General features: G+C 72.1%; 17 protein-coding genes. 6 read left to right on the top strand and 11 right to left on the bottom strand.

Translation table 11 applies throughout. The annotated features are described in order from the left end of the window. Window positions 1–18: 18 nt before the first annotated feature. Both ACGFRF_RS30255 and ACGFRF_RS30250 read left to right on the top strand, forming a co-directional pair. On the top strand, window positions 19–7,389 hold the full coding sequence (locus tag ACGFRF_RS30255; protein WP_393745334.1) for an SDR family oxidoreductase: 7,371 nt from the start codon (window positions 19–21) through the stop codon (window positions 7,387–7,389). Then, a complete protein-coding gene (locus tag ACGFRF_RS30250; protein ID WP_393745332.1) occupies window positions 7,382–11,320 on the top strand; it encodes a type I polyketide synthase in 3,939 nt (1,312 codons plus the stop codon). Before ACGFRF_RS30255 ends, ACGFRF_RS30250 begins: the two co-directional genes overlap by 8 nt. Before the next feature lie 48 nt (window positions 11,321–11,368). Here ACGFRF_RS30250 and ACGFRF_RS30245 read toward each other — a convergent pair whose 3' ends face one another. Continuing rightward, window positions 11,369–12,634 carry a condensation domain-containing protein gene (locus ACGFRF_RS30245; RefSeq protein ID WP_393745331.1) on the bottom strand — a complete coding sequence of 422 codons (1,266 nt, stop codon included), beginning with the start codon at window positions 12,632–12,634 and terminating at the stop codon, window positions 11,369–11,371. A 288-nt stretch (window positions 12,635–12,922) separates the two neighbouring features. Here ACGFRF_RS30245 and ACGFRF_RS30240 point away from each other — a divergent pair, with 288 nt between their 5' ends. Together ACGFRF_RS30240 and ACGFRF_RS30235 are read left to right on the top strand one after the other, a co-directional pair. Next, entirely contained in the window at window positions 12,923–13,735 is an 813-nt protein-coding gene (locus ACGFRF_RS30240; protein ID WP_393745329.1) for an SDR family oxidoreductase, read from the top strand. A gap of 16 nt (window positions 13,736–13,751) precedes the next feature. After that, the gene (locus ACGFRF_RS30235; protein ID WP_393745327.1) at window positions 13,752–14,579 is read left to right on the top strand and encodes an alpha/beta hydrolase family protein; all 828 of its coding nucleotides are present in this window, start codon (window positions 13,752–13,754) and stop codon (window positions 14,577–14,579) included. 427 nt (window positions 14,580–15,006) lie between these two features. On the opposite strand, the gene ACGFRF_RS30230 is transcribed toward ACGFRF_RS30235, so the two are convergent. Continuing rightward, window positions 15,007–15,618 (bottom strand): DNA-binding response regulator, encoded by a 612-nt coding sequence (locus ACGFRF_RS30230; RefSeq protein WP_393745325.1) that lies wholly within the window; start codon window positions 15,616–15,618, stop codon window positions 15,007–15,009. Between the two features lie 92 nt (window positions 15,619–15,710). After that, entirely contained in the window at window positions 15,711–16,925 is a 1,215-nt protein-coding gene (locus ACGFRF_RS30225) for a sensor histidine kinase (RefSeq protein WP_393745323.1), read from the bottom strand. A gap of 707 nt (window positions 16,926–17,632) precedes the next feature. Between ACGFRF_RS30225 and ACGFRF_RS30220 the strand changes: the two genes are divergently transcribed. Continuing rightward, the gene (locus tag ACGFRF_RS30220) at window positions 17,633–18,469 is read left to right on the top strand and encodes a BTAD domain-containing putative transcriptional regulator (protein WP_393745321.1); all 837 of its coding nucleotides are present in this window, start codon (window positions 17,633–17,635) and stop codon (window positions 18,467–18,469) included. A 102-nt stretch (window positions 18,470–18,571) separates the two neighbouring features. Here the strand turns inward: ACGFRF_RS30220 and ACGFRF_RS30215 are convergent, their stop codons facing one another. Beyond that, window positions 18,572–19,369, bottom strand: coding sequence for a thioesterase II family protein (locus ACGFRF_RS30215; protein ID WP_393745319.1), 798 nt, complete (start codon window positions 19,367–19,369; stop codon window positions 18,572–18,574). 625 nt (window positions 19,370–19,994) lie between these two features. Between ACGFRF_RS30215 and ACGFRF_RS30210 the strand changes: the two genes are divergently transcribed. Further along, the gene (locus ACGFRF_RS30210) at window positions 19,995–20,582 is read left to right on the top strand and encodes an RNA polymerase sigma factor (RefSeq protein ID WP_393745317.1); all 588 of its coding nucleotides are present in this window, start codon (window positions 19,995–19,997) and stop codon (window positions 20,580–20,582) included. Between the two features lie 124 nt (window positions 20,583–20,706). Here ACGFRF_RS30210 and kynU read toward each other — a convergent pair whose 3' ends face one another. The 7 genes from kynU to paaA form a co-directional block, all read right to left on the bottom strand. Beyond that, window positions 20,707–21,987, bottom strand: a complete 1,281-nt coding sequence (gene kynU, locus ACGFRF_RS30205; RefSeq protein WP_393745315.1) for a kynureninase — start codon at window positions 21,985–21,987, stop codon at window positions 20,707–20,709. Next, window positions 21,980–22,825 (bottom strand): tryptophan 2,3-dioxygenase, encoded by an 846-nt coding sequence (locus ACGFRF_RS30200; protein ID WP_393745313.1) that lies wholly within the window; start codon window positions 22,823–22,825, stop codon window positions 21,980–21,982. Before ACGFRF_RS30200 ends, kynU begins: the two co-directional genes overlap by 8 nt. An 80-nt stretch (window positions 22,826–22,905) precedes the next feature. Further along, a complete protein-coding gene (locus ACGFRF_RS30195) occupies window positions 22,906–24,009 on the bottom strand; it encodes a 2Fe-2S iron-sulfur cluster-binding protein (RefSeq protein WP_393745311.1) in 1,104 nt (367 codons plus the stop codon). Window positions 24,010–24,016: 7 nt separating this feature from the next. Then, window positions 24,017–24,514: a 1,2-phenylacetyl-CoA epoxidase subunit PaaD gene (gene paaD, locus ACGFRF_RS30190; RefSeq protein WP_393745309.1), complete on the bottom strand. Its 498-nt coding sequence runs from the start codon at window positions 24,512–24,514 to the stop codon at window positions 24,017–24,019. Beyond that, window positions 24,511–25,299 (bottom strand): 1,2-phenylacetyl-CoA epoxidase subunit PaaC, encoded by a 789-nt coding sequence (gene paaC / locus ACGFRF_RS30185; RefSeq protein WP_393745307.1) that lies wholly within the window; start codon window positions 25,297–25,299, stop codon window positions 24,511–24,513. Before paaC ends, paaD begins: the two co-directional genes overlap by 4 nt. Beyond that, window positions 25,289–25,591, bottom strand: coding sequence for a 1,2-phenylacetyl-CoA epoxidase subunit PaaB (gene paaB / locus ACGFRF_RS30180; protein ID WP_393745305.1), 303 nt, complete (start codon window positions 25,589–25,591; stop codon window positions 25,289–25,291). Before paaB ends, paaC begins: the two co-directional genes overlap by 11 nt. Further along, window positions 25,588–26,601: a 1,2-phenylacetyl-CoA epoxidase subunit PaaA gene (paaA, locus tag ACGFRF_RS30175; protein WP_393745485.1), complete on the bottom strand. Its 1,014-nt coding sequence runs from the start codon at window positions 26,599–26,601 to the stop codon at window positions 25,588–25,590. Before paaA ends, paaB begins: the two co-directional genes overlap by 4 nt. Between the last annotated feature and the right edge of the window lie 207 nt (window positions 26,602–26,808).

Genomic DNA, 26,808 nt, shown 5'->3' with positions numbered 1-26,808 from the left:
CTGACGAGGGTGATAACCGTGCTCCAAGACGCAGACGGATCCAAGGCTTCCACGTCGCCGCCGCGGCGTGCTCCCGAGCCGGCCACGGCCTCAGGCCCTGCGGCGTCGGCGGCGCAGAACCATGCGCCGGCGGGCCTCACCGGAGCGCAGGAAGGCATCTGGTACGGGCAACAGCTCGACCCGCGGAGCCCGGCCTACAACACCGGCGAGTACCTGGAGATCCACGGGCCGGTCGACAGGGACCTGTTCGAGACGGCGCTGCGCCGCACCGTCGCCGAGACGGAGGCACTCGGGCTGCGCTTCGTCGACACGCCCGAGGGGCCGCGCTGTCTGTCGGCGCCCAGCACCGACTGGGTGCTGCACGTACGGGACGTGAGTTCCGCGCCGGACCCCGTGGCGGCGGCCGAAGCATGGATGCGCGCAGACCTCACCACCGCGGTTTCGCTGGGTGACGGCCCGCTGTTCACCCAAGCCCTCTTCAAAGCGGCCGACGACCGCCACCTGTGGTTCATGAAGGTCCATCACATCCTCCTGGACGGCTACGGTTACCTGCTCGTCTTCCGCAGGACCGCCGAGATCTACAGCGCCCTCGCGTCCGGGCAGGAGGTACCCGGCGCGTCGTTCGCCTCCGTCCGGACCCTCCTGGACGAGGAGGCCGCCTACCGGGCCTCGGACCGGTACGAGCGTGACCGCGACTACTGGACCGAGCGCTTCGCCGGCCTCTCCGAGGCCGTCACTCTCACCGAGGGCACCGCGCTGCCCTCGCCGGCCTTCCTGCGCCGTGCCGCGGCCTTGTCCCCGGCCACCGCCGAACGGCTCTCGGCCGTCGCGTCCGAGGCCGGCGCGAACCGGAACGAACTGCTGCTGGCGGCCGTCGCCGCGTACACGCACCGGGTGACGGAACGCGAGGACGTGATCCTCGGCGTGACGACCATGAGCCGGCTCGGATCCGCCGCTCTGCGCACACCGGGCACGGTGTCGAACAACCTCCCGCTGCGACTGTCCGTGCGGCCGGGCACCACGGCGGGAGAGCTGCTCTCCGCCGCGGCCGCCGAGCTGCGGGGCGTGCGCAGGCACCAGCAGTACCGCGGGGAGGACCTGCGCCGGGACCTGAAGCTCCTGGGCGGTGACCGACGGCTGTTCGGGCCGCTCGTCAACCTGGTCCCCTTCTCCCACCGGCTGCACTTCGGCGACCACCCCGCGACGCCGCACCACCTGTCGGGCGGCGCGGTCGACGACCTGCTGATCACCGTGCGGCCGGGCGCGGACGGCACCGGTCTGGACTTCGCCTTCGACGCCAATCCGGCGCTGTACACCGAGGACGCGCTCGCCGGGCATCTGGAGGGACTCCTGGCCCTGCTGGACCGACTGGGCGCCGCAGGAACGGGGTTCACGGTGGGCCGGGCGGGCCCGCGGCCGTCGGGTGAGGCTTCCGCCCACGTGTCCCCCGTGCCGGCCGGCGGTCCAGCACCGACCGCGGAAGGCACGCCGGGCCGCGAGGCGCTGCCGACGGCCGACGTCGAGACCCCGGGCGGCTCCGGGGCCGCCGGGGCCGAGGCCGTGGTCCGCCGCCTCTTCGAGGAGCTGCTGGGGCTGCCCGCGTGCGCGGTCGGGCCGAACGACGACTTCTTCGACCTCGGCGGGCAGTCCCTGCTCGCCTCCAAGCTGCGGGCCAGGCTGCGTGCCGTCACCGGCGCCGAGGTGGCCCTGAGGACGATCTTCACCAAGCCGACTCCCGCCCAGATCGCCGCGGAGCTGTCGGCCCCCTCCGCCGCGCGGGAAACGGCACGGCCGGCGCTGGTACCCGCGAAGCGCCCGGCCCGGATCGCGTTGTCCTCCGCCCAACAGGGCATGTGGTTCCTCAACCAACTCGACACCACGGCCGCCACCTACAACATGCCGCTCGTCGTACGGCTGGAGCGTCCGGTCGCCGACGAGGCCCTGCGCGCGGCCCTGGCGGACCTCGTCGACCGGCACGAGAGCCTGCGCACCCTCCTGCCGCAGGCCGACGGCACTCCGTACCAGGACATCCGCGCGCCGGGAACCGCGCAGCCGGCTCTGGAGGTCGTGGACTGTCCTGCCGAGGAGGTGGAGGCGCATGTCGCGACGGCGCTGCGCCGCCCGTTCGACCTGACGCGGGACCTCCCCCTGTGGGCCGGGCTGTACGGCCCCCGAAGCGGGCCCCGTGCGCTGGTGCTCGTCCTGCACCACAGCGCCGCCGACGGCTGGTCGCTGGTGCCGTTCGCACACGACCTCTCGACGGCGTACGCGGCCCGGCTGGAGGGCCGGGCGCCCGACTGGGCGCCGCCGGCCGTCCAGTACGCCGACTACACGCTGTGGCAGGAGAAGCTGCTCGACGGGTTGCGCGACCCTCATTCCCTGATGGGCCGTCAGCTGGCGTTCTGGAAGAAATCCCTGGCCGGCCTGCCGGAGGAGATCCCGCTGCCGACGGACAGGGAACGTCCGGCCGTGCCCGGTCGCCATGGCCGTGGCCTGACCGTGGACATCGGCGCCGACCTCCACCGCGCCCTGCTGCGGCTGGCCGACACCGGCGGGGCCAGTCTGTTCATGGTCCTTCAGGGCGCCCTGGCCGCCCTGCTCACCCGCTGCGGCGCCGGCACCGACATCCCCCTGGGCACCCCGGTCGCGGGACGCGCCGACGCGGCCCTGGACGAGATGGTCGGCCTGGTCACCAACACCCTCGTCACGCGCACCGACACCTCGGCAGACCCCGCGTTCCGCGACCTGCTGGCCCGGGTGCGGGCCTTCGACCTGGCCGCCTACGACCATCAGGACCTGCCGTTCGACCGGCTCGTGGAGGAGCTCAACCCGGCCCGCGCGGCCGCCCGGCATCCCCTGTTCCAGGTGATGCTGGCCCTCCAGAACAACACCGAGGCGGTCCTGCGGCTCGGCGCCGACGCGGCCCCTCTGCATCCCACGGCGACCGGCACGGCGAAGTTCGATCTGTTCGTCGAGTTCACCGAGCGCCGGGCCGACGACGGGGCACCCGGTGGGCTGACCTGCCATGTCGAGTACGACACCGACCTCTTCGACGAGGCCACGGTCCGTCGGCTGGCCGACTCACTGCGCGAGACCCTCGCCGCCGTGGCCGCGGACCCGGACCTCAGGATCAGCGGGCTGCCCGACCCCGGCCCGTGGTCTTCGCGGGCCGCCGCGGTGGACGAACCGTTCGACCCGCAGGCCCTGGAACGGGCCGTGCTCGCGGTGGGCGGCATCCGGGAGTGCGTGGTGCTGCCGCCCGAGGACGGCGACGCCGCCGGGCCGACCGTCCTGGCCGTACCCACCCGGGCGAACGCGGTCGAGAGGGCGGAGCGGGAGCTGCGGCGCGCGGCCCCCGAGGGACGAGCGCCGCGGGTCGTGGGCGTCTCCGACCTGCCCCGCACCGCGGACGGCTCCCTGGACACCGCCGCGCTGCGAAGCCTGCCGAGGATCGGCACGGAGCAGGCGGAGCGGTGGCAAAGGGCGCTGGCCGAGCTGCCCGGAGTGTCCGACGTCGCCGTGGAACTGGAGGAGGACGCGGAGCCGCTGGGCCGGCTGCACGCGGGGCCGGCCGCCTCCCGTCCCGCCGAGCGCCCCGGTACGGGGGCCGAGGCAACCGCGAAGGCGGCGGCCGGTTCCACCGGGCAGGACGCGGTTCCCTCGCTCAGCGAGGGGCCCGAGTTGCCCGAGCCGCAGGTGCGGACGTGGGCGGAAGCCCTGCGCCGGGCGGCGGCCGGCGGACCGCATGCCGAGGTGGTGCATGTGCGGGCCGACGGCAGCGTCCTGCGCCGCAGCTACGCGACCCTGGCGCAGGAGGCGTCCCGGGTCCTGGGCGGGCTGCGCGGACTGGGACTGCGCCCCGGCGACCAGGTGATCCTCCAGTGCGACGACACCGAGGACTTCCTGGCGGCCCTGTGGGGCTGCATCCTCGGCGGGTTCGTCACCGTGCCCCTGACCGTCCCGTCCTCCTACGCGGAGGACTCCGCGGCGGTGAACAAGCTGGAGGGCGTCTGGGGGATGCTGGGCCGCCCGTGGATCGTCACCTCGGGCGGCCACGAGGAGGGGCTGCGCGCATTCGCCGACCGGCGCGGGCTGACGGACCTGCGGCTGACCACGGTGGACGAGCTGCGCTCGGGACCCGCCGACTCCGCGTGGCATCCGGCGCGCCCCGACGACCTGATCCTCCTGCTGCTCACCTCCGGCAGCACCGGCCTGCCCAAGGCGGTCCGGATCAGCCACCGGGGCGTCCTCACCCGTTCCGCGGCCACCGCCCAGGTCAACGGCCTGACGGAACACGACGTGTCGCTGAACTGGATCCCGCTCGACCACGTCACCGGCGTCGTGATGTTCCACCTCAGGGACGTGTACCTGGGCTGCCGGCAGGTCCACGCGCCCACGTCCTGGGTCCTCGAGGACCCGCTGCGCTGGATGGACCTGGCGGACCGGCACCGGGTCACCGTCACCTGGGCGCCCAATTTCGCCTTCGGTCTGTCTGCCGAGCACGCCGACCGGATGGTCGACCGCCGCTGGGACCTGTCGGCGATGCGGCTGGTGATGAACTGCGGAGAGGTCGTGGTGGCCGCCACCGCCCGCCGCTTCCTCCAGGTGCTCGCCCCGTTCGGACTGCCGCCGACGGTCGTGCACCCCGGCTGGGGGATGTCCGAGACCTGTTCGGTGGTGACGGACGCCGAGCTGCCGGCCGAACCGGCGGCGGACGAGGACGGCTTCGTCAGCTGCGGGCTGCCCTACCCCGGATTCGCCATGCGGGTCGTGGACGACCAGGGCCATGTCGTGCCGGAGGGCACGGTCGGGCACTTCCAGGTCCGCGGCACCTCGGTGACCTCCGGCTACCACGACAACCCGGAGAAGAACGCCGAGTCGTTCACCGAGGACGGCTGGTTCGACACCGGTGACCTGGCCTTCCTGCGCTCCGGCGAGCTGTACATCACCGGCCGGGCCAAGGACGTCATCATCATCAACGGCGTCAACCACTACAGCCACGAGATCGAGGCCTGCGTGGAGGAACTGCCGTTCGTGGAGCGGTCGTTCACGGCCGCCTGCGCGGTGCGGCCGGACCCGGCGGCGGACACCGACGAACTGGCCCTGTTCCTGCGTGTCGTCCCCGGTACGGATCTGGCCGACGCGCTGCGCACGGTACGCGGCAAGGTGACCCGGCAGATCGGGATCACGCCCGCCTACGTGGTCCCGGTGGAGCCGTGGACCATACCCAAGACCGAGATCGGCAAGATCCAGCGGACGCAGTTGCGGAAGCGGTTCGAGGCCGGCGAGTTCGACGAGGACGTACGGCGCACCGAAGTGCTGCTGGGCACCGCGGCGACGGTGCCGGACTGGTTCCTGCGGCCGGTGTGGCAGCGCGTGCGGCGCCCGTGGACCACGGCGTCCCCCGCACGGCACACCCTGGTGCTCGCCGGACGCGACGCCCTGGGCGCCCGGGTCGCCGAGGAGGTGGCCGCGGAGCTGCGGCGAGGCGGTGCCCTGTGCACGGTCGTCACCGCGGCCGCCGGGTTCCGCCGTATCGACGCGGCCCGCTACCACATCCGCGTCGACCGGCCCGAGGACTACGAGGCACTGCTCGCCGCCCTGACCGTGGACGGGCGTGCGGTGGACACCGTGGTCCATCTGGGAGCGCTGACCGCCGGCCGCGAGGAGCCCGAGTGCGTGCGGGACCTGCAGGAAGCCCAGCGGGACGGTGTGGACAGCCTGGTGTGCCTGGCCAGGGCCCTGTCACGGAACGGCACCCCGGACCGCTCCGTCGGCCTCCACCTGGTGACCGGCGGAACCCAGGACGTGCTGGCCGAGGACCGGCCCTCCTGCCTTGACGCGGCCACGGGCGGCCTGCTGAAGAGCCTGCGAGAGGAACTGCCCTGGCTCGACGCCGGCCGGCTCGACCTCCCGGTCGCCGACCCCGCCGAGGCGGCCCGCCTGATCCTCGCCGAGGCGGGCGGTCCGGTGACCGACCCCGAAGTGGCGTACCGCAACGGCGAGCGCTGGGTGCGCCGCCTGGCACCGCTGCCCGATCCGCTCCCCCGCAAGCCCCTGGCCGCGGCCGACGGCTTCCTCCTGGTGAGCGGCGGTCTGGGTGGCGTGTCCGCCCTGGTCGCCGAGCATCTGCTCGCGGCACCGGGCACCCGGCTCCTGCTGGTCGGCCGCACCGAGTTGCCGCCCGAACACACCTGGGACGCACCGGCCGGTCAGGACCGTGAGACGGCCCGGCGCATCGAGACGTACCGCAGGCTGCGCGAACGCGGGGAGGTGCGCTACGAGTGCGCCGACGTCACCGACCCGGCGCAGGTGCGCGCCGCGGTGGACAAGGCCGCCGCCGAGTGGTCGGCCCCGCTGGCCGGGGTGGTCCATCTCGCGGGCGCTTTCGACCAGCGGCCCGTGGCCGAGTACGACCTGGACGGGTGGCGTGCCGCGCTCGCCGCGAAAGTCACCGGCGGCTGGGTGCTGCACCGGCTGGCCGAGGAGCACGCGGCCTCCTCGTTCCTGTCCTTCTCCTCGGTCAACGGCTTCTTCGGCGGCTCCATGACGGGCGCGTACGCCGCCGCCAACGCCTTCCTGGACGCCTTGGCGGTACGTCAGCACCGCGAGGGCAGGCTGACCGCCCACAGCCTGTCGTGGAGCATGTGGGACGACATCGGCATGAGCCGGGGCTACGCGTTGCGGGCGCTGACCGAGGCGCGCGGTTACCGGGTCCTGGACCACAGGGCCGCTCTGCGCTCCCTCGACCTCGCCCGGTCCCTGGACGAGCCGCACCTGCTGATCGGCGTCGACCGCGCAGCTCCCTGGGTACGCGGCCGGCTTTCGGGCCCGGCGCGCCCGGTGCACCGGCTCGCGGCCCGCGTGGCGCTGCGCGAGGGCACGGACATCGGGGAGCTGTACCGGGCCGCGGCGAACGGCGCCGGGCTGGTCGGGGCCGCCGACAGGTGGGTCCTGCGGGCGGCCGGGACGGCACCCACCGGAGCGTCGCCCGTACCGCCCGCCGATCCGGACACCGACCGGCGCCGGGCGCTGGAGGACCGGCTGTGCGGCATCTGGAGCCGGGTCCTGGATCGTGACCAGGTGGGGGTCGACGACAGCTTCTTCGACCTCGGGGGCACGTCCCTGCTGCTGGTGCGCGCGATGACCTCGATCAACCGGGAACTGGGCTGCGCCCTCACCGTCGTGGACCTGTTCAGCCATCCCACGGTCGCGGCACTGGCCCGGCACCTTGCCGACCGGGTGACCGTCCCCATGACGGGGGACGGCGGACCGGTCGGGGACGGATCCCTGGCAGACGCACGGCAACGGGCGCAGCGGCAACGCACCGCACGGAACAGGACCACTCGGCGGAACAAGCAGGACAAGGGGACCGACCGCGATGACTGACACTCCGGAGAACGGCCTGTCGGACAGCGAGTTCCCGGGCGACGGGCTCACGGACGACAGGCTCGCGGACGACGACATCGCCGTCATCGGCATCGCAGCGCGGTTCCCCGGAGCCGACACGGTGGAGGAGTTCTGGGAGAACGTCGCCGCCGGCAAGGAGTCGATTCGCCCTGTCTCCGACGAGGAGTTCCTCGCCGCGGGCGGGGATCCGGCAGACCTGAAGGACCCTTCCTTGGTGCGCAGGGCGTCGGTGGTCGACGGGGTCGACCTGTTCGACGCGGCCTTCTTCGGCTACAGCCCCGCCGAGGCCGCGATCGTGGACCCGCAGCAGCGGCTGCTGCTGGAGTGCGCCTACCACGCGCTGGAGGCGGCGGGGTACGCGGCCGACCGGGAGAAGCGGAAGATCGGTGTCTACGCGGGTGCCGGGGACAGCCGTTACTACGCGTCCCACGTGTATCCGAGGTTCGCCGGCCGGCCCGGCTCGGTGGAGCTGGTGCACAGCACCGCCGCCAACTCGCTCGGCACCCTGGCCACCAGGATCTCGTACGAACTCGGGCTGACGGGCCCGAGCCTGTCTCTCCAGACGGCCTGTTCCACCGGGCTGGTGGCGATCCACACCGCCTGCCAGGACCTGCTGAACCACGCCTGCGACATGGCGCTGGCCGGGGCGGTCTCGGTCAACCCGTCGGCGAAGCTCGGCTACCGCCATGTCCCGGGCGGCATGTTCTCCCCGGACGGCCGCTGCCGGGCCTTCGACGCGGACGCCGCGGGCACCGTGCCGGGGGACGGGGTGGGCGCGGTGGTCCTCAAGCGCCTGGGCGACGCCCTGGCGGACGGCGACCGGATCAGGGCCGTGATCAGAGGATCGGCGGTCAACAACGACGGTCGCCGGAAGGTGGGTTTCAGTGCGCCCAGCACCGAGGGCCAGGCCGAGGTGATCCTCACGGCTCAAGCGCTGGCCGGCGTCGAAGCGGACTCCATCGGCTACCTGGAGGCCCACGGCACGGGCACGAACCTCGGCGACCCCATCGAGGTGGAGGCGCTGACCCAGGTGTTCCGGGAGACCACCGACCGCACGCGGTTCTGCGCCCTGGGGTCGGTCAAACCCAACATCGGCCACCTCGGGGCCGCGGCCGGCATGGCGGGTTTCATCAAGGCCGTGCTGGTCCTGGAACATCGGCTGATTCCGCCGGTCCCGCATTTCCAACGCCCCAACCCGCTGATCGACCTGGCCGACGGGCCGTTCCGGGTGCCGACCGAACCGGAGGAGTGGCAGTCGGGGAACGGTCCGCGCCGGGCCGGCGTCAGCGCCTTCGGCATCGGCGGTACGAACGCACACGTCGTGGTGGAGGAAGCGCCGCCGGCACCGCACCGGGACCGGCCGGTGCGCCGGAGCGACACCGCCGGGGCGCGGTGGCAGGTGCTGCCCCTGTCCGCCCGCACCCCCGGAGCCCTGCGCGGTCAGTGCGACCGGCTCGCCCGGCATCTGTCGGACCACCCCGGCGCGGACCTGGCCGAGGTGTCCCACACCCTGCGCACCCGCCGCCCCGCGATGCCCCACCGGGCCGCGGTCGTCGCCGAGAACGGCCGGGACGCCGTCGAGGCGCTGGGCCGTCCGCTGTCCGACACGCCGGTGCGCGGCGCGGACCGCCCCCCGCGGGTGGCCTTCCTGCTGCCCGGCGGCGGCGCCCAGTACACCGGCATGGGCGCGGAGCTGTACCGCGGCTGCGACCCGTACCGCGACGTCGTCGACCACTGCGCCGGCCTCCTGCGGCCCGTGCTGGGCCGGGACCTGCGGGACACGCTGTTCGGCTCCGGCACCGCCGACGCCGGCGTGCAGGGGCTGCTGTCGGTGGTGGTCACCGAGTACGCCCTGGCGACCGTGCTGATGGAGCGCGGGGTCCGTCCGGACGCCATGATCGGCCACTCCCTCGGCGAGTACACCGCGGCCTGCCTCGCCGGGGTCATGAGCCTGGAGGAGATGCTGCCGCTGGTGGCGGAGCGCGGGCGGTTGATGGTCGCGGCCGGCGGTGCCACCGTCAGCGTGGCCCTGGAGGAGGCGCGGCTGCGCCCGCTGCTGACCGGCGGTCTCTCCCTCAGCGTGGTGAACGGTCCGGACGCCTGCACCGTCGCGGGCAGCGAGGAGGCGGTGGCCGCGCTGGAGCGGCGGCTGGCGGTCGAGGAGATCCCGCATCGCCGGCTGGCGCTGTCCCTCGCGGCCCATTCGCACCTGCTCGACCCGATCCTCGGCGACTTCGCCGAGGCCGTTCGCGGCGTCACCCTGCGCCCGCCCCGGATCCCCTACGTCACCGACACCACCGGCACCTGGGTCACCGGCGAACAGGCGACCAGTGTCCAGCACTGGGTCGACCAGCTCCGCCAGACCGTCCGTTTCGCCGACGGCGTCAGGGCCCTGTGGGGAGACGGCGAACCACTGATGGTGGAGGTGGGCCCCGGCGACACGCTGTCGAAGCTGACCCGGGCCTGTCTGACGGAGGCGTCGCCGACCACGGTCACCACCATGCGCCACGCCAAGGGCACGCGGTCCGACGTCCAGGTGTTCACCGAGGCACTGGCCCGGCTGTGGACGGCCGGGGTACCGGTCGATCTCGCACCGCTGGACGGAGCCCGGAACCACGGGCCGGGGGCGCCTCTGCCCCCCTACGCCTTCGACCGCCGCCGCCACTGGATCGACCCGCCGCAGCGTGTCGCCCGCCCACGGACGGAGGCCGCCTCGCCGGCCGCCCCGGACACCTGGTCGAGCGCCACGGACGCCTCGTCGCGCTCCGAGAACCCCGAGGATGTCCCGGAGAGCACGGTCGCACCGGCCCACTCGCCGGCCCCTCGGCCGTACCTTCAGACCTCGTACGACGCCCCTCGCAGCAGCCTCGAACGCGCGGTCGCCGAGCAGTGGCAGGAGGTCCTGGGGGTGGAGCCGGTCGGCGTCCACGACAACTTCTTCGACCTGGGCGGCGACTCCATGCGTGCGGTCATCCTGGCCGGCCGGCTGCGCGACGCGGGCCTGCTCGACGTGCCGGGCTCTGCGGTGCTGGCCACCCCCACCGTCGCCGGGCTGCTGAGCCACGCGGGCCGCCGCGGCAGCGGGCTGGACGCCTTCGCCCCGGTCCTCCCCCTGCGCGCCGCGGGCGATCGGCGCCCATTGTTCTGTCTGCATCCCGGCGGCGGCATCGGCTGGCGGTACGCCGGGCTCCTCGCCCACCTGGGAGATCAGCAGCCGGTCTACGCCATCCAGGCGCGCGGTCTTGACGGCTGCGCACCGCCCGCGACGGACCCGAAGGACATGGTCGAGTCGTACCTGAGACTGCTGCGCGAGATCCAGCCGGAGGGCCCCTACCGGCTCCTCGGCTGGTCCTACGGCGGCATGGTGGCCCACGCCATGGCCACCGCGCTGCAAGGGGAGGGCGAGCGGGTGGAGTTGCTGGCCATGCTGGATGCCCCGCTGCTGCACCAGCACCCCCCGTCCCCGGAGGTGGCCGAACGGCAGGTGGTGTCCCTGGTCTCCAGGCTGACCGGGGTCCACCTGCCGGACGGTGCGCCCGCCGACGTCGCCGAACTGCTGCGGCTGCTCGACTCGTCCGGCCCGGCGGCGGGCGCGGAGGTGACGGCTGTGGAGGCGGACCGGATCGCCCGCGTCATGCGCAACAACCTGCGCATCGCGCCCCGGTTCAGCCCGGAGGTGTTCCACGGGGACGTGCTGTTCTTCAGCGCCGTCGGCGGTTCGGCCGGGGCCGGCGGCTCGGACGACCCCTCGGACGCCCAGGGCAAGGCCGAGGAGTGGCGTGCGTATGTCGACGGTGTGGTCGAGGACCACGAGGTGGCCTGCGGCCACTACGACATGACCGAGCCGGAGCCGATCGCGCGGATCGGTGGAATCGTGGCGGCGGCTCTGGAGAAGAAGAATCTCCCGTAGCGCTTCACCGTCCGCGCATTCCGCTGCCCTTTCTTTTCCGCCCTCGCCTTATTCGGCGAGGGCGAGCAGGCTCGCGCCGACCTCGTCACGCAGTTCGCGCATGAACGGTCGGCTGAAACAGGCGGTGTGGTGGGGGAATTCGATGGCGAGACGGCCGTCGAAAGAGGTGACGCAGGCCATGATCGGGCTGCGGCCGGCCTGCGGAAAGTAGTGTTCGCGGGCGGGCACGAGCCGCACGTCGGTGAGCCGCGTGCCCTTGGGGAGGCGCGGGCCGGACACGACGCCCATATTGGTGACGATGACCGTGCCGAGGTGGAGTGCCGGATGCTGTGGAGCCGATGGCATGATCCGCATCTCCCGGACATGGTCGCCGCGGTCGAGGAGGTCCCGTATCCCGGCGCCGGCTTCGCGGGCCAGCTCCAGGATGTCGGTGTCCTCGGCGACGGGCAGGGTCTGGAGGTGCATGGTGACCGCGGCGACCATGCGGCCGGCGGGCACCGGCGGCGACAGGCGCGAGCGCAGATCGACCGGTGACACGCAACCCAGGACACGCGTGCCGGTGCCCTCCAGGCGCCGACGGGCGACGAGCAGCATGACGGCACTGATGAGGGCGTGCACGGACACGCCTTCCGCACGGGCCCGTTCACGCAGCCGGGCGGTCGCTCCGGCGTCGAGCAGCAGCCGCCGGACCTCGATCCGGTGGGCTTCCCCAGGCGCTTCCTCCCCCCTCGCGTCGGTGTCGAACGGGACGAGTGCGACGGGGTGGCGGCCGATCTGCTCCACCCGCTGCCGCAGGTACTTCTCGGTCTCCTCCGGGTCCGCGGCCGGCAGCAACGCGCTGATGGGCCCGGGGAGTTCGGTCACGGGCGCACGCCGGACCGCGGTGCCCTCGACGAGCTCCCGGTAGCGGTCCCAGACAGCGTTGAGGAGGGCGATCGCGCTGTGCCCGTCGGTGATGACGTGGTCGATGCTCAGCACCAGGGTGTGCCGCTCGGTTCCGGGGTGACTGACGAGCACCGCGCGGGTCAGCGGGCCCCCCACCGGCAGCGGGGTGTTGAACTCCTCCAGGTACGCCTCCGCGCCGCCGGTGCGCAGCCGCAGCCGGGGCCGCTCGGCCGCCGGGAGGGGGGCGAGGGCGTGACCGTCACCGTCCGGGACGATACGCGTCAGCAGCGTGGGGTGCTCCGCGGTGACCGCCTCGAACGCCGCGGCCAGGACCGCCGGTTCGACGGGGCCGTCCAGGACGCAGGAGAGGACCGCCCTGCTCCGCTGGGCGACGTAGAGGTTTTCCGCGGGGCACAGCATGCGTCGCATGTAAACAGCCTTTCTCCGCACTGTGTGATCTTTTCACACGGCAGGATAAGGCGTTTCGGCACCAGGAGGAACGGAACATCGGAAGACCGAAAGGGAATCAAGACGAATTCAAGGGACCCCTTCTACGGGCGAAACCTGAAGAAGCGCCTTGACATCACCTGGAGTCATTCTCCACATCCGGCTTGAGTTTACCTGGAAAACCTTGACCGGCCAACTCCTCGTCGACCACTGTCAGGTGGCGGAATACGGCGTCACCATCGCGCTCTCCCACCGAACGAGACGACCCACATGCCCGAGCAGGACAAGAAGGAGAAGACATTGGCAGGCGCAGGACGACACCAGGGCAAAACCGCCCTGGTCACGGGAGGCAGCCGCGGCATCGGACGGGCCATCAGCAGACGGCTCGCGAGGGAGGGCGCGCTGATCGCCGTCCACTACGGGCACGACGAGGCGGCGGCGGACCGTACGGTCAAGGAGATCGAGACGGACGGCGGCCGGGCGTTCGCGATCCATGCGGAGCTGGGCGTCCCCGGCGACGCGGCCGCCCTGTGGACCGCGTTCGACCGCGAGCTGGCCGCGTACGCCCCGGACGCCGAACCGGGTCTGGACATCCTGGTCAACAACGCCGGGATCACGCTTCCCCGGCCGATCGAGCAGGTCACCGAGGAGGCCTACGACCGCGTCTTCGCCGTCAACACCAAGGCCCCCTTCTTCATCCTCCAGCAGAGCCTCGGCCGGCTGCGGGACGGCGGCCGGATCATCAACGTCTCGTCGGCGGCGACGCGTTTCGCGTACCCGTCGATCATCGCGTACTGCATGACCAAGGCGGCCATGGACCATCTCACGCTGCCCCTCGCCGTCCAGCTCGCCCCGCGGAACATCACGGTGAACGCGGTCGCCCCCGGCTTCACCGAGACCGAGATCAACCCGACCCTGAAGGACCCGCGGATCCGGCAGGCGCTGTCCGCGCACTCGGTGTTCGACCGGCTCGGCCAGCCGGAGGACATCGCCGACGTGGTCGCCTTCGTGGCGAGCGACGACGCCCGCTGGGTGACCGGTCAGTGGCTCGACGCGGCCGGTGGCGTCCACCTCGGCCTGTAGGCGGAAGGAGCACCGCATGACCTTCAGGGAGATCTCGGCCTTCGCCGCCGAGGAGGAGCGGCGCGTGCTGAGCCTCAGGCCGGTCCTCGCGCCGGTGCACGGGAGATACGGCGACCATCCCCACCAGGTCTACGACGCCTGGCCCGCCGAGGACGCGGACGCACCGCTGGTGCTGCTGCTGCACGGCGGGTACTGGCGCTACGACCGGATGCATCTGACGCCGTTCGCCGCCTGGCTGGCGAAGCAGGGCTTCTCCGTGCTGCTGCCGGGCTTTCGCCGGTCCGGAGGTGCCGGCGGCTATCCGGAGACGTTCGACGACGTCGCCCGGATCGTCGACACCCTGCCCGAGGGGCGGCCGTACGTCCTGGCCGGCCACTGCTCCGGCGGCCATCTCGCCCTGTGGTGCGCGGCGCGGGCCCTGCTGCCCGCCGACTCGCCGTGGTACACGTCGTCCCTCCCGCCCGCTGTGCTCGCCCTCGCTCCGCTGACCGACCTGGAGGCCACCCGCCGGGACCGGCTCAGCAACGACGCGGCGCTGCAGCTCCTGGGCGGGCACGACCTGTTCGAGGCACGATTGCCGTACGTGGATCCGCTGACGCTGCTCAAGGGGCCGAGGACGACGGGTGTGCGGACCGTACTGCTGCACGGGGCGGTCGACGAGGAGGTACCGCTGTCGCAGTTCGCGGACTACGCGGCGGTCCACGACGACGTGGAGACGGTCGTGCTGCCCGGCATCGGCCACTACACGCTCATCGAGCCCGACGCCCCCGGCGCGCTCGCGGTCGCCGCCACCCTCCGCCGCCTGACCGCGGCCCTGCCCGCCGGCGGCCACCGGTGCCCCTGACCGTCACCTCCGCTCGAGCTCACTTCATCTCCTACGACCCCGTCGACCACGACCGCATGGTGCGACTGCGCCCGGCCACGGTGGACGGCACGACCCGTCCGGGGGACGCCCGGCCGCCAGTGCCGGGCTGGGGCCCGGCCTACGGCCGGTCAACGCGGCGGTACGCCAGGTGCGGGCCACCCGTGGCAGGGCCGCGAGGACGCGTCCGCGCCACCTCGGGAGGCGCGCTGGAGCTCGTCCGAGGGGGCGGGAGGCGGGAGGTGGACCGGGCACGGCGGGCGCAAGCCGGTCCGTCGCCCCGATGAGCGACGCTCGCCAGGGAGGGCGTCTCGCGGCCGGCACCCGTCGCGGTGATCGTGCCGGCCGCTTCCAGGCCGGCGTACCGGCCGGGGGTCTGCATGGCGCGGACGCCCGGCATCTGGCCGGCTCAGGAGACCCATCCCTCCTCGTAGGCGATCCGGACCGCGTCGATGCGGTTGCGCGCGCCGAGCTTGCAGACGATGGAGGTCAGATAGTTCCGCACGGTCCCCTGGGACAGGCACAGGCTCGTCGCTATCTCGACGACATCGGCGCCCCGGGCAGCATGCTGCAGGACCTCCGCCTCCCGGGCCGAGAGGGGGTTGTCCTGATGGTTCCAGGCGTCCAGCAGTAGCTCGGGGGCGATGGCGGGCCGGCCGGCGGCGACCGCGCGCACCGACGTGGCGAGTTGGGCGGGCGGAGCCTCCTTGAGGAGGAACCCCTGAACGTGGGCGGCCAGAGCACGCCGCAGCAGGCCCGGCCGACCGAAGGACGTGAGGATCAGGGTGGGGCAGCTCGGCAGCTTGTGATGGAGTTCCTGCGCTGCCGTGAGCCCGTCCATACCAGGGAGGTTGATGTCGAGCACCGCCACGTCGGGTCGGGTCTCGAGGGCGGCCGGCACGATGTCGTCCCCCCGGCTGACGGAGGCGACGACGAACAGGTCTTCTTCCAGTTCCAGCAACGCGGCCAGTGCCCCGCGGACCATCTGGACATCCTCGGCGAGCAGGATTCTGGTGGCCATGATTCCGCACTTTCGTCTCGATCGATGCGCCCCGGCCCCAGGCCGGTGCGCTCCTCAGCCCCCGTTGTCGTCGGCGGTCGCCGCCCGCCCGCCTAAGAGTTGAGTGGTGCCTCCGCGAGGAGCAGGAAGCGGCCGCCCTCGCGGACGCCCGCCTCCGCGCGTCCGCCCAACTCCGCCATACGGGCGCCGAGATTGGCCAGTCCCTGGCCGCCGCGGAGTTCGGCGGCCGCCGGGACGACGCCGTCGTTCACCATGACCAGTCGCGCGGAGCCGCCGGACGCGGTGAGCGTGACCTGGCAGTTCTTGGCTTCGCTGTGCCTGATGACGTTCGCGGCCCCTTCCCTGAGCACGATGGCCAGGGCCTCGTCGAGCGCCGGGTCCAGCCTGTGCGGGGCGGTGATGTCCATGGTCACGTCCACGCCGGCCATGGTCAGGACCGACCGCACCGACTCCTGCTCGGCCGCGAACGAGAGGGGACTGCGATAGCCCCTGGCCATCACGCGCAGGTCGGTGAGGGCCTGACGTGAGGTGGCCACGATCGCCTCGATCTCCTCACGGGCGCGGCCCGCCTCCGCCGGGACCAGTCGGTGGGCCAGCTCCCCCTTCAGGATGAGGGAAGAAAGGCTGCAGCCGAACAGATCGTGCAAGTCCCGCGAGAAGCGCAGCCGTTCCCGCGACACCGCGGCCCTGGCCAGTTCCTCCCGATCCTCGTGCACCTCGGCGACAAGGCTGGAGAGCCTGCTGAATCCCCAGATCATCCAACCCATCAGCACCGTGTGCACGGCGTGCGACGCCGCTGGCAGGAACGGTGCCCGCGACCAGGAGATGCCCAGGACGCTGAGCACGACCAGAGACCAGACGAGCCAGGCTCCGCGCACGTTGACGAGCAGGACCGAAGCCGCCAGCAGCCCCGTCATGCTGGTCCACGGATCGCCGTACCAGAGCAGGGGCAGATAGGTCAGCGCAGCCTGCACCCCGAGGATCGGCAGCAGCCGACCGTCCGTCCGATGCCGGGTCCCCGCCGTCATGACGACCGCCTGCGCGGCGAACATGACAGCGACGAGCACGAAGAAGGCCACCAGGAGCGCGGGCCGCGTGTGCTCGCGCAGCAGGCCGAGCAGGCTCTGCGAGACGATCCATGCGAACGGGACGAAGGTGATGAACCGGGTCAGGCGGTACGCGGGAATGTCATGGTCCGGCAGCCGGTCGAGTCGGGCCAGCCACGATTTCAGCACCGTCGGGGCAGTCTCGCCCGGGGCGCCGACGCGCCGTGCGGGCCGGGCGGCCACCACAGTCTCTCCCGTCACGAGCGCCGGCCGTTCGCCGTACCGGACCGGCCATGGCCCCGATGAGCAGAGCAATGCGGGAGTTCTCGTCCGCATGTCGCATGCCAGGGGTGCGAATGCCTTTTGCGGTCGCCCGGGCGGTGTCGCGTCGTGAAATTCGACGCACCCATGAATAAATAAGGGTACGGCAATAAAACGGAGGGGAAATCCGGGGAGACACCCCCTCCCGCTTCACCGCATGAGGTCCATGCCCCACGACGCCCGCAGATAACCCCGCCGACCCGAATATGACGTAGATCACCGGCGACCTGCGCACCCTCATTGCCCTGGTGGGACGGGCGTTCCCGATTCCGCGGTCCACGACACGCAGATAATTGCGCAAAGCAAGTACCGGAGAGGAAGCATGGGGGGACGTTCATGGGTCCATTAATGACGGAACCGGCTACTCTGTCAAGAAGTCTGAGTTTAGAAGACTCACATTTCCATGCGTCGACCTGCATCAATGGGCGCGCGATTATCGTGGTTTGAACTTTCGATCCGGCAAAAAGGTCCGATTTGTGAGGGATCGACGTTTGCTCAGGGGCCGACGCCCACTCCGGCCATCGCTGCGGCAGGCTTGCGTCGCGACATGACATATTCACGTACGGACTTGTGAAGGGATCACTGGGCCCCACGACACGCTTTTGCGAGGCTGCATGGCAGGTTCCGCCTGACAGTGGAGGACTCAGATGACAGACATCACGGTTCTCGGGCCGTTCACAGCTGCCTACAAACAGTCATCGTTCGCGCCCAACGCCACCAAAGCCCGCCAGATCCTGGCGCTCCTCGCACTACAGGCAGATCGCGTCGTCGCCGCGTCGACCCTGATGGAGGAGATATGGGGCGAGAAACTGCCGCGCAGCGCAGCCACGACACTGCAGACCTACATCGTGCAACTGCGCCGGAAGCTCTCCGCCGCACTGGAGGACGGCACCGACCCCAAGGAGGTGCTGGTGACCCAGCACGGCGGGTATCTCCTGCGGGTCCGGCCCGGACGTGTGGACGCGCAGGAATTCGAGAAGCTGGCCGCTTCCGGAGGCAAGGCCTTCGAGGGGGGTGACGACCGCACGGCTTCCAGGCTCCTCGGCCAGGCTCTCGGGCTCTGGCACGGCCCCGCACTGATGGACGTGAAGGTGGGCCGGGTGCTGGAACTGGACGTCGTCCGGCTGGAGGAGAAGCGGATGACCGTCCTGGAGCAGCGGATCGACGCGGACCTCGCACTCGGCCTCCATGGCGAGCTGGTGCCGGAACTCTCGGTCCTGGCCGCCCGGCACCCCATGCACGAGGCGTTCTGCGCGCAGCTCATGACGGCCCTGTACCGGTCCGGCGGCGCGTGGCGGGCCCTGGAGGCTTACCAGCGATTGCGCTCGGCCCTGGTGGAGGAACTGGGCCTGGAACCCTCGCAACGGCTGAAGCGGCTGCACCAGGCGGTGCTCTCCGGCGAGGAGTTCTCCGACCACCGCAGCTTCGCCACACCCCACCCCCACACCAGGGTCCGCATGAGCAGGCGGACCACGGCCGCCTGAGGCCGCGCCGCGCGCCGGTCCCGGGGGCCCTGTGGCCCCCGGGACCGGCGCGTCCTGGACCCCGCGGGGCTCGACGACGGCAGTCGCGCCCCGCCGTTCCCGTCAGTGCTCGGGTGACGCGGTTGCGCCCCCTTCGGTCGCCGTCGGGACGGGCGACAGAGCGATCCGGGTGAGCCGGTCCTCGAAGGCTCCACGGAAGCCGGGTTCGTCGAGGAAGAAGTGGCCGCCAGGCAGGAAGGCCAGATCGAAGGCCCGTGAGGTGAGTTCGGACCAGGCCTTCATGCCCTCCGTGTGGGTCAACCGGTCCCCGAGGCCGGCGAAGGCGGCGATCGGCACATCCAGGGGCTCGGTGTGCGGGTGCACATAGGTCTCGACCATCCGCAGGTCGGCCCGGAGGGACGGCAGGAACAACTGCAACACCGCCGGCGTGGCGAACAGGGCTTCGGGGATGCCGCCCATTCGGCTCAGCCCGGCCGTGAACAACGGATCTGGGAGCATGTGCAGCGGCTCGTGCGTCGGCGGCCACGCCGGGCTGATGCGCCCGGAGACGAGCAGCAGCTCGGGTACTGCGCCAGACTGCCGCAGCCGCCGCGTGGTCTCGTAGGCGACGAGTGCGCCGAAGCTGTGACCGAACAGGGCGAAGGACCGGTCACGTCCGTCCCCGTCGCCCTGCTCCTCCTGGTCCCTCCGTATCAGCCGGACCACCTCGGTCACGACCAGCTCCATCTCCCCCAGCAGGCTCTCGCGCAGCCGCGTCCCGTGGCCGGGCAGTTCCAGCGGGACCACCCGCACTCCCCGTGGCACCGCTGCGCCCAGCCGGCCGTACGGCTGCGCGCTGCCGCCCGCGTGCGCCAGGCAGTAGAGCGTGAGCCAGGTCCCGGAACAGGACAGCCGCGTCATCGATCGGTCCCTTCCACGGCGCGGCACGGCCGGCCCCTGCCGCGATCAGCGATGGGTTCGGGACGACCTCGACCGAGGCGCTCCCGGTGTCTCCTTCGGGCGGGGTTCAGGCAGGACGGATCGGTGACGCCCAGCCCCTCGCGAGGGGCCGTGCAGAGCACTGCCGGATCCGCGCCGGCCGGCACGGCCTCGGTCGGAGACGACACGGAGATTCCTCCCGCTCGCCCCGCAGCGGTTTCTTTCCCGGCTTCGACCTCGGCAGGCGCGGTGCTGTGCTCGCACGGCTCCGACGGTCGGGGGACGTGGGCCCCGTCCGGATCACACCACTGCCGGGTCGCATGTCGGCGGAGATCCGCTTGAGGCCCGGCAGGACACCGCGCGGCCCCGTTCACCTGTTGTTCAAGGCAGATTCCAGGCGGGCTGGCCAGGCTTCGGAGCATGAGGAATCCCTATCTCGCAGACGACGGGCGGGAGCGGAGGAACCTGGTCCGGCCCCGCCGCGAGCCGGCACCGCGCCGCCAGGAGCCGCGCGGCACTCGCCACTGACCACGGCGACCGGCGCCGAGGGACGTCCTCGAGGAGAGTCGCCCATCCCCCCGACCATCCGCCGCACTCGTGAGGCCTCATGTCCACCCCCCGTACATCCGCCACGCCCACAACCGGCGCCGAGCCCCGCGACGCCGACGTCATCCCCCTCCGCGATCGCCACGCCCCTGTGGTGAACCTGCTGTTGCCCCGCGCTCAGGCCGGCGACCGGCAGGCCATGAACGATCTGCTGCGGCACGTCGCCCCCATGGTCGTGCGACAGTGCCGGCGGGTCACCCAGCGGCACGGCTCGGATGCCGCGCAGGAGGCCATGCTCGCGATCTACCGTGGCCTGCGTGGCCTGCGCGATCCGGGCGCCTTCTACTCCTGGGCCCGTGCGATCGCGGTGCGGGAAGCCGTCCGCACCCGCCGCCGCCTGGGTGACTTCTGCGACCAGGACCTGCCCGATCTGGTGCAGGACACCAATCCCATGACCACCGTCCACATCAGCGACGTACTGGACCGGTTGCCGCACCACCATCGTGAGGTGCTCACCCTCCGCGCGGTCTACGGCCTGGACGAGCAGGAGATGGCGACGGCACTCGCCCTCCCGCTCGGGACGGTCCGCTCCCGGCTGCATCGGGCTCGGCGGAACTTCCACGACGCCTGGCACCAGCAGTCCGCCTGACGATCCCGGACATCGACGGCCACCGGGGCACGGCACGGAGGTCCTCGGGATCACGAAGGCCTCCGTTCCGTGGCCGTGCTGCCGGGTGCTCCGTGCGGTACGGCGGTCCTTGTCGCGTCGGCCGTCAGGTGACGGCAGCGCGCTGCCGGTGGCGTGGTTCCAGGTGCTCCCGCAGGGTCAGGGCCTGCCGCAGATGCCGTACGGCGGTCAGGACGTCGTGGTGGGAGACGTACAGGGAGTTGACGCCGAACCGCAGCAGGTCGGGTGCGCGCATGTCGCCGATCACGCCGCGGGCTGCCAGCGCGCTCACCAGTGGGTAGGCCTCCGGGTGCCGCAGAGCCACCTGGCTGCCGCGCCGGTGCGGTTGCCGTGGGGTGACCACGGTGAAACCCAGACCGTCCAGCAAGATGTCGGCGCAGTCCATGAGGAACCCGGTCAGCGACAGGCTCTTGGCCCGGACCTGCTCCATTCCGATTCCCTCGAAGGCGGTGAGGGCCGCCTCCAGGGCGAGCAGGGAGAGGATCGGCGGCGTGCCGATACGGGCCCGCTCCACTCCGCGGGCCGGAGAGTAGTCGCCGCTCAGCGCGAAGGGGTCCGCGTGCCCGTTCCAGCCGGTGAGCGGCTGGTCGAAGGCGTCCTGATGGCGCCGGGCGACGTAGAGGAAGGCAGGGGCGCCGGGGCCGCCGGACAGGAACTTGTAACCGCAGCCCACTGCCAGGTCGACGCCCAGTTCGTCCAGCCGTACGGGCAACGCACCGGCCGCGTGGCACAGGTCCCACAGCATCACTCCCCCGGCTTCCTGAACGGCACGGGTGACGGCGGCCATGTCGTAGAGCTCGCCCGTGCGGTAGTCGACCGGGGAGTAGCCGGCCACTGCCACCTCGTGGCCGCGTTCGGCCAGGCAGCGCGGCAGGTCGGCCACCGCGACCCGGAGGACCTCCAGGCCGAGCAGCCGGGCCACCGAGTCGGCGATGTACGTGTCGGTGGGGAAGTGGCCCGGGTCGGTCAGCAGCAGCCGCCGCGCGGGGCGCAGCCGCGCCGCCGCGGTCAGGGCGTTGAACAGGTGAACGGAGGTGGAGTCCCCCGCCACCGTCTGCCCGGGCGCCGCGCCGAGCAGGCGTCCGATCGTGTCCCCCACCCGCAGGGGCGCCTGCCACCACCGGTGCTCGTTCCAGGAGCGGATGAGGCCTTCTCCCCACTGCCGGCGGACCGCGTCCGCGAGCGCCTCCGGCACGGCGGCCGGCAGCGCGCCGAGCGAGTTGCCGTCCAGGTAGACGATTCCGTCCGGCAGGAGGAAGCGTTCCCGCTGTGCCGCCAGCGGGTCCGCGGCGTCGAGCACGGATGCCTGTGCCCTCAGTTCCTCCAGGGTGGTCGCGCTCTCGGTGGGGACCGGCTGCCTAGACAAGACCGCGCACCGTCCAGATCTCGGGGAACACGGGACGGACGGCTCGTTTCTCCAGCCAGGCGACGCCCGACGAGCCGCCGCTGCCGCTCTTGGCGCCCATGGCCCGGCGGGTGGCGAGCAGATGGTCGCCACGCCATCGCATGACCGCCTCGGCGATGTCGGTCAGCGTCTCGCCCAGGGCCAGCAGCGGGTCGTTCTGCGGGCCGGCGTACACGCGCCGCCAGACTTCCTCGACGCCCGGGTCGGCCTCGTAGGGGGCGGTCACGTCGCGTTCCAGCACGTGCTCCGGGACGGGCAGTCCGCGGCGGTGCAGGTAGGCCAGCGTCTCGTCGTACAACGAGGGCTGGTTCAGCAGTTCCTCCAGTTCGGCGTACGCGATGGGGTCCGCCCGCTGCGGGTTCATCAACGAAAGGGACTTGTCGCCGAGCAGAAACTCCAACTGCCGGTACTTGGCCGACTGGAAGCCGGACGCCGCGCCGAACGCCGCGCGGAACCCGTTGAACTGAGCCGGGGTCATCTTCGCGATCGGCCGCAGGGAGTCGTTGAGCGCATGGTGCGCGCTGACGCTGCGGCGCAGGGCGTCCATGGCGCCCTCGTGGTCGTCGTCGACCAGCGCTTCCCGGGCCGTGCGCCACTCGTGGACGACCAGGGTGAACCACAGTTCCATCACCTGGGTCGTGACCAGGAACGACATCTCGTGCGGGGCGTCGGTCAGGGGCTGTTGCAGGGAGGACAGTACGGAGGCGTGGACGTAGTCGTCGTAGGGGGTCCTTCCCCGGAAGGCCACCACAGGGTCGTCCGTGCCCAGGTCGCGGGGCAGTGACGTGGTGTCGGTCATCGCGTCTCCTCAATAGGGGCACTGGTCAGCGGGAGCGGAGATACGTCGGGCAGTCGTCGAGCGGCGCTCTTCCCGCCCACTCACAGGTCGAAGTCCAGCCCCGTCTCGTCGGTCTCCGGACGGGCGCGGCAGGCGAGCGTGTATCCCGCCGCGAGTTCCGCGGGCCCCAGCACGTACTGACGGCCGGTCGTGACGGCTCCGTGGGTGACCTTGGCGCGGCAGCTTCCGCACAGGCCTTCTCGGCAGGAGTACGGAATGTCCGGCCAGACTCGCACCAGCGCGTCGAGCACCACGCGGTCCTCGTCCGCCATGGCGGTCACGGCCGTACGTCCGCCGGAGGAGGCGGTGATCCGTTCGCGGCGACCGCGCTGTTCGGCCTCCGGCGGTGCCAGGCCCCGCGGTGCGGCGGAGAAGAGTTCGAAGCGGGTCCGTGCCGGGTCGGCGCCCCATCCGGTCAGAGCCTCGCGCAGCGACGTGACCATCTCCCAAGGCCCACAGAGGTAGAAGTACGTGTCGCTGTCCGGCTCCGCGCCGACCGCACGCATGAGGGCCGGCAGCCTCGTGGTGTCGAGGCGACCGGAGAGCAGCTCTGCCTCCCGGGTCTCCCGGGTCAGCAGGTACAGCGGCTGGAACCGGTCGACGTACGCGTCCTTGAGGTCGGCCAGTTCGTCGGCGAGCAGCACCGACCGGGCCGTACGGTTGGCATAGACCAGCGACACCCGGCAGCGCGGGTCGTCGCGCAGGGCCGCCGTGGCCATGTCCAGCAGCGGGGTGATGCCACTGCCGGCGGCCACCATCACATGGTGTGCGCCGGGCCGTTCCGCGAGCCCGAAGCCGCCGCTCGGAGGTGCGACGTCCAACGTCTCACCGGCTCTCATCGCGGTCGTGGCGTACTCCGCGAAGCCGCCGGGTCCGAGCCGCTTGACCACCAGGCGCAGTTCGGGCCGCGCGAAGGGGGGCGGGCAGATGGAGTAACTGCGCCGGATCTCCGTCCCGTTCAAGACGTGCCGTACGGTCACGTGCTGGCCCGGCCGATGGGCGAAGGCATCGGTCAGCCGTTCCGGGAGGTCCAGGGTGAGGGCCACCGCGTCATCGGTGAGCGGCCGCACCCGCCCCACCCGCAGCCGGTGCCACCCGGTGGCCTGTCCGGTGGGCGCCGCCGTGCCCTGCTCGGTCGTCGTCATAGGGCCGTCACACCGCCTTCAGGTGGGCGAAGGACTCGCGGCAGGCGGCGCACATCAGGATCGTCTGGCATCCGGTGGGGCCGAACGGGCCGACCGGGCGGGTCGCCACGGAACCGCAGTTCGGACAGGGCCGGCCGAGGCCGAGCCGGACCGGCAGCGGCGCTGCGGCGGGGGCGGGGGGCACGATGCCGTGTGCGGCGAGCTTGCGGCGGCCCTCCTCGCTGATCCGGTCGGTGGTCCAGGCGGGCGCGAGCGCACGCGTCACCCGTCCTTCAGGATGCCCGCACTCCGCGAGTACGGCCCGCAGGTCGGTCTCGATCACCGGGAGCGCCGGACAGCCGAGGTAGGTCGGCGTGAAGACGACCTCCATCACGCCGTCCACGCCCTCGCCCACCGACCGGATCACGCCGAGGTCGGCCAGGGTGATCATCGGCAGTTCCGGGTCCGGTACTGCCTCCACCCGGGCGCGGACCCGGTCGGCGTCCAGCCGCGGGGCCGCGCTCACCAGACGCCTCCGGGGTACTGCCGGAAGACCGACTGGAACTCGGCCAGGAGCGGGGCGAACGCCTCGGTGTGCACTCCCGCCCGCCCTCCGGTCGCCTGCCAGGACGGTGCCGGGACGGTGAGCCCGGCCTCCGTCAGGACCTCCGTCACCTCCCGTTCCCAGGCGGCCCGCAGCCGGTCCGGGGCGCAGGCGATACCGTCGGCGTCGAGCCGCGCCGTCAGCGCGTCGCCTTCGAACAGCTCGGCCGTGTACGGCCAGACGTGTTCCAGCCCCGCCTGCATCCGCCGGCGGCTCTCCTCGGTTCCCCGGCCCAGCCGTACGGTCCACCGTGCGGCGTGCAGGCGGTGGTACTCCGCGTCCTTGGCCGCGCGGGCGGCGAAGGACGCCAGTTCCTCGTCGGCCGATGCCGCCAGCTCCGCGTAGAGCAGGCTCGTGCCGTGCGCGTACGCCAGCTGCCGGGCGATCGTGACAGCGAAGTCGCCGTTCGGGAGCTCCGACAACAGCACGTTGCGGAACTCGCGCTCTCTCCTGCGGTAGGCGAGGTCGTCGTCGCTGCGGTTCGTCCCGTCCCGCCGGCCGCTGAGGGTCAGCAGGGTCCGGGCGTGACCGAGCAGGTCCAGCGCGATGTTGGACAGGGCGAGGTCCTCCTCGACGGTGGGCGCGTTGGTCACCCAGGCACACAGCCGCTGACAGAGGATCAGCGCGTCGTCACCGAGCCTGAGGGCGTACTCGGCGATGTCGTGGTCCCGGGTACCGGCGAGGGAACCGGGGAGTTCACTGGTCATGGTCGTCTGCCTCGCTGAGCGGCGTGTACATCTGCGGATACCGGTAGGGCTTGTCGGCTCCGTTGCTGAAGAAGGGGTCCTTCTCACCGGGGGAGGAAGCCCGCACCGCGTCGGAGCGCACCACCCAGATCGACACCGGGTCGCCGCGGCGGGTGTAGAGATCCCGGGCGTTGGCGATGGCCATGTCGGCGTCCGCGCCGTGGACCGAACCGACGTGCTGGTGGGAGAGGCCGCGGCGTGACCTGAGGAACACCTCCCAGGACGCCTGCGCCCGGCCGGTCTCGCGGCTCATGCCTCCTGCCCTTCCGTCGCCCGGCGTGCCGCGTAGGCGTCGGCCGCGGCGCGCACCCAGGCCCCGTTCTCGTGGGCCGCCACCCGGTGCGCGAGGCGCTGTCTGCCGGTCTGCGCGCCGCCGGCCAGGGCCGTGCGGTACAGCGGCCAGTCCACCGGGGTGAAGTCGTAGTGCCCGCGCTCCTCGTTCCAGCGGATCGCGGGGTCGGGCAGAGTCACGCCGAGACGCTCCGCCTGCGGGACGACGTTGTCCACGAAGCGCTGCCGCAGCTCGTCGTTGGTGTGGCGTTTGATCCCCCATGCCATCGAGCGCCGGCTCACCGCGGCACCCAGGGCCGCGGCCCGTGCGTCCCCGCCGCCCTCGGACGTGTCCGGCGGGCCGAACATCAGGGCCACCGCGGGCAGCCACCACCGGTCGACCGCGTCCTGCGCCATCTCCCGCTGCTCCCGAGTGCCCCGGCACAGCGCCCACAGCAGGTCGTAGCCCTGGCGGACGTGGAAGGTCTCCTCCTGGCACACCCGCTGCATGGCCCGCGCGTACGGGCCGTAGGAGGTGCGGCACAGCGGAGCCTGGTTGATCACCGCCGCGCCGTCCGTCAGCCAGGCGATCGCCCCGGTGTCGGCCCAGGTCAGGGCGGGATGGTTGAACGTGTCGGAGGACCGCTGGTGTCCCTTGTGCAGCGCTTCGAGGAGTTCGGCGCGGGTGACGCCGAGGGTCTCCGCCGCCGCGTACAGGTACAGGCCGTGTCCCGCCTCGTCCTGCACCTTGGACAGCAGCACGGCCTTGCGCTGCAACGACGGTGCCCGGGTCAGCCAGGATCCCTCCGGCTGCATCCCGATGATCTCCGAGTGCGCGTGCTGGGCGATCTGCCGGATCACCATCCGCCGGTAGCCGTCGGGCAGCCAGTCCCGGGGTTCGATCGTCTCGCCGGCGGCGACGAGTGACTCGAAGTACGCGTCGCGCTGCCCGCCGTCGTCCGCACCGGCGGCCGTGGATCCTGCCTCCGTGATCACCTGGAACCTCCGCTCGCCTCTGTCCGGCCCGTGTGCTCGAACTCCCGGGCAAGGCCTCACATACGAAGGGAGTGCCGACGTGACCGGTCCAATCCCTCACCCCCTGCCGGAATTCGAGTGAGGCACGCCACAGTGGCGGCGGGGATTGTCGGGGCGTCCCCAGCCCTCCTTACCGATCGAGATCTTGGCGTACCGAAAGGTGGA

The sequence above is a fragment of the Streptomyces sp. NPDC048521 genome (assembly GCF_043199855.1).
GTDB lineage: Bacteria > Actinomycetota > Actinomycetes > Streptomycetales > Streptomycetaceae > Streptomyces.
The sequence above is the reverse complement of the archived record's forward strand: the minus strand, read 5'-3'. Positions and strand labels throughout refer to the sequence as shown.

Excerpts from the sequence above, each read along its gene's own strand:
- ACGFRF_RS30250 (WP_393745332.1), top strand. The coding sequence starts at position 7,382 with ATGACTGACACTCCGGAGAACGGCCTGTCGGACAGCGAGTTCCCGGGC.
- ACGFRF_RS30245 (WP_393745331.1), bottom strand. The coding sequence starts at position 12,634 with ATGCGACGCATGCTGTGCCCCGCGGAAAACCTCTACGTCGCCCAGCGG.
- ACGFRF_RS30240 (WP_393745329.1), top strand. The coding sequence starts at position 12,923 with ATGCCCGAGCAGGACAAGAAGGAGAAGACATTGGCAGGCGCAGGACGA.
- ACGFRF_RS30235 (WP_393745327.1), top strand. The coding sequence starts at position 13,752 with ATGACCTTCAGGGAGATCTCGGCCTTCGCCGCCGAGGAGGAGCGGCGC.
- ACGFRF_RS30230 (WP_393745325.1), bottom strand. The coding sequence starts at position 15,618 with ATGGCCACCAGAATCCTGCTCGCCGAGGATGTCCAGATGGTCCGCGGG.
- ACGFRF_RS30220 (WP_393745321.1), top strand. The coding sequence starts at position 17,633 with ATGACAGACATCACGGTTCTCGGGCCGTTCACAGCTGCCTACAAACAG.
- ACGFRF_RS30215 (WP_393745319.1), bottom strand. The coding sequence starts at position 19,369 with ATGACGCGGCTGTCCTGTTCCGGGACCTGGCTCACGCTCTACTGCCTG.
- ACGFRF_RS30210 (WP_393745317.1), top strand. The coding sequence starts at position 19,995 with ATGTCCACCCCCCGTACATCCGCCACGCCCACAACCGGCGCCGAGCCC.
- ACGFRF_RS30200 (WP_393745313.1), bottom strand. The coding sequence starts at position 22,825 with ATGACCGACACCACGTCACTGCCCCGCGACCTGGGCACGGACGACCCT.
- ACGFRF_RS30195 (WP_393745311.1), bottom strand. The coding sequence starts at position 24,009 with ATGACGACGACCGAGCAGGGCACGGCGGCGCCCACCGGACAGGCCACC.
- paaC (WP_393745307.1), bottom strand. The coding sequence starts at position 25,299 with ATGACCAGTGAACTCCCCGGTTCCCTCGCCGGTACCCGGGACCACGAC.
- paaB (WP_393745305.1), bottom strand. The coding sequence starts at position 25,591 with ATGAGCCGCGAGACCGGCCGGGCGCAGGCGTCCTGGGAGGTGTTCCTC.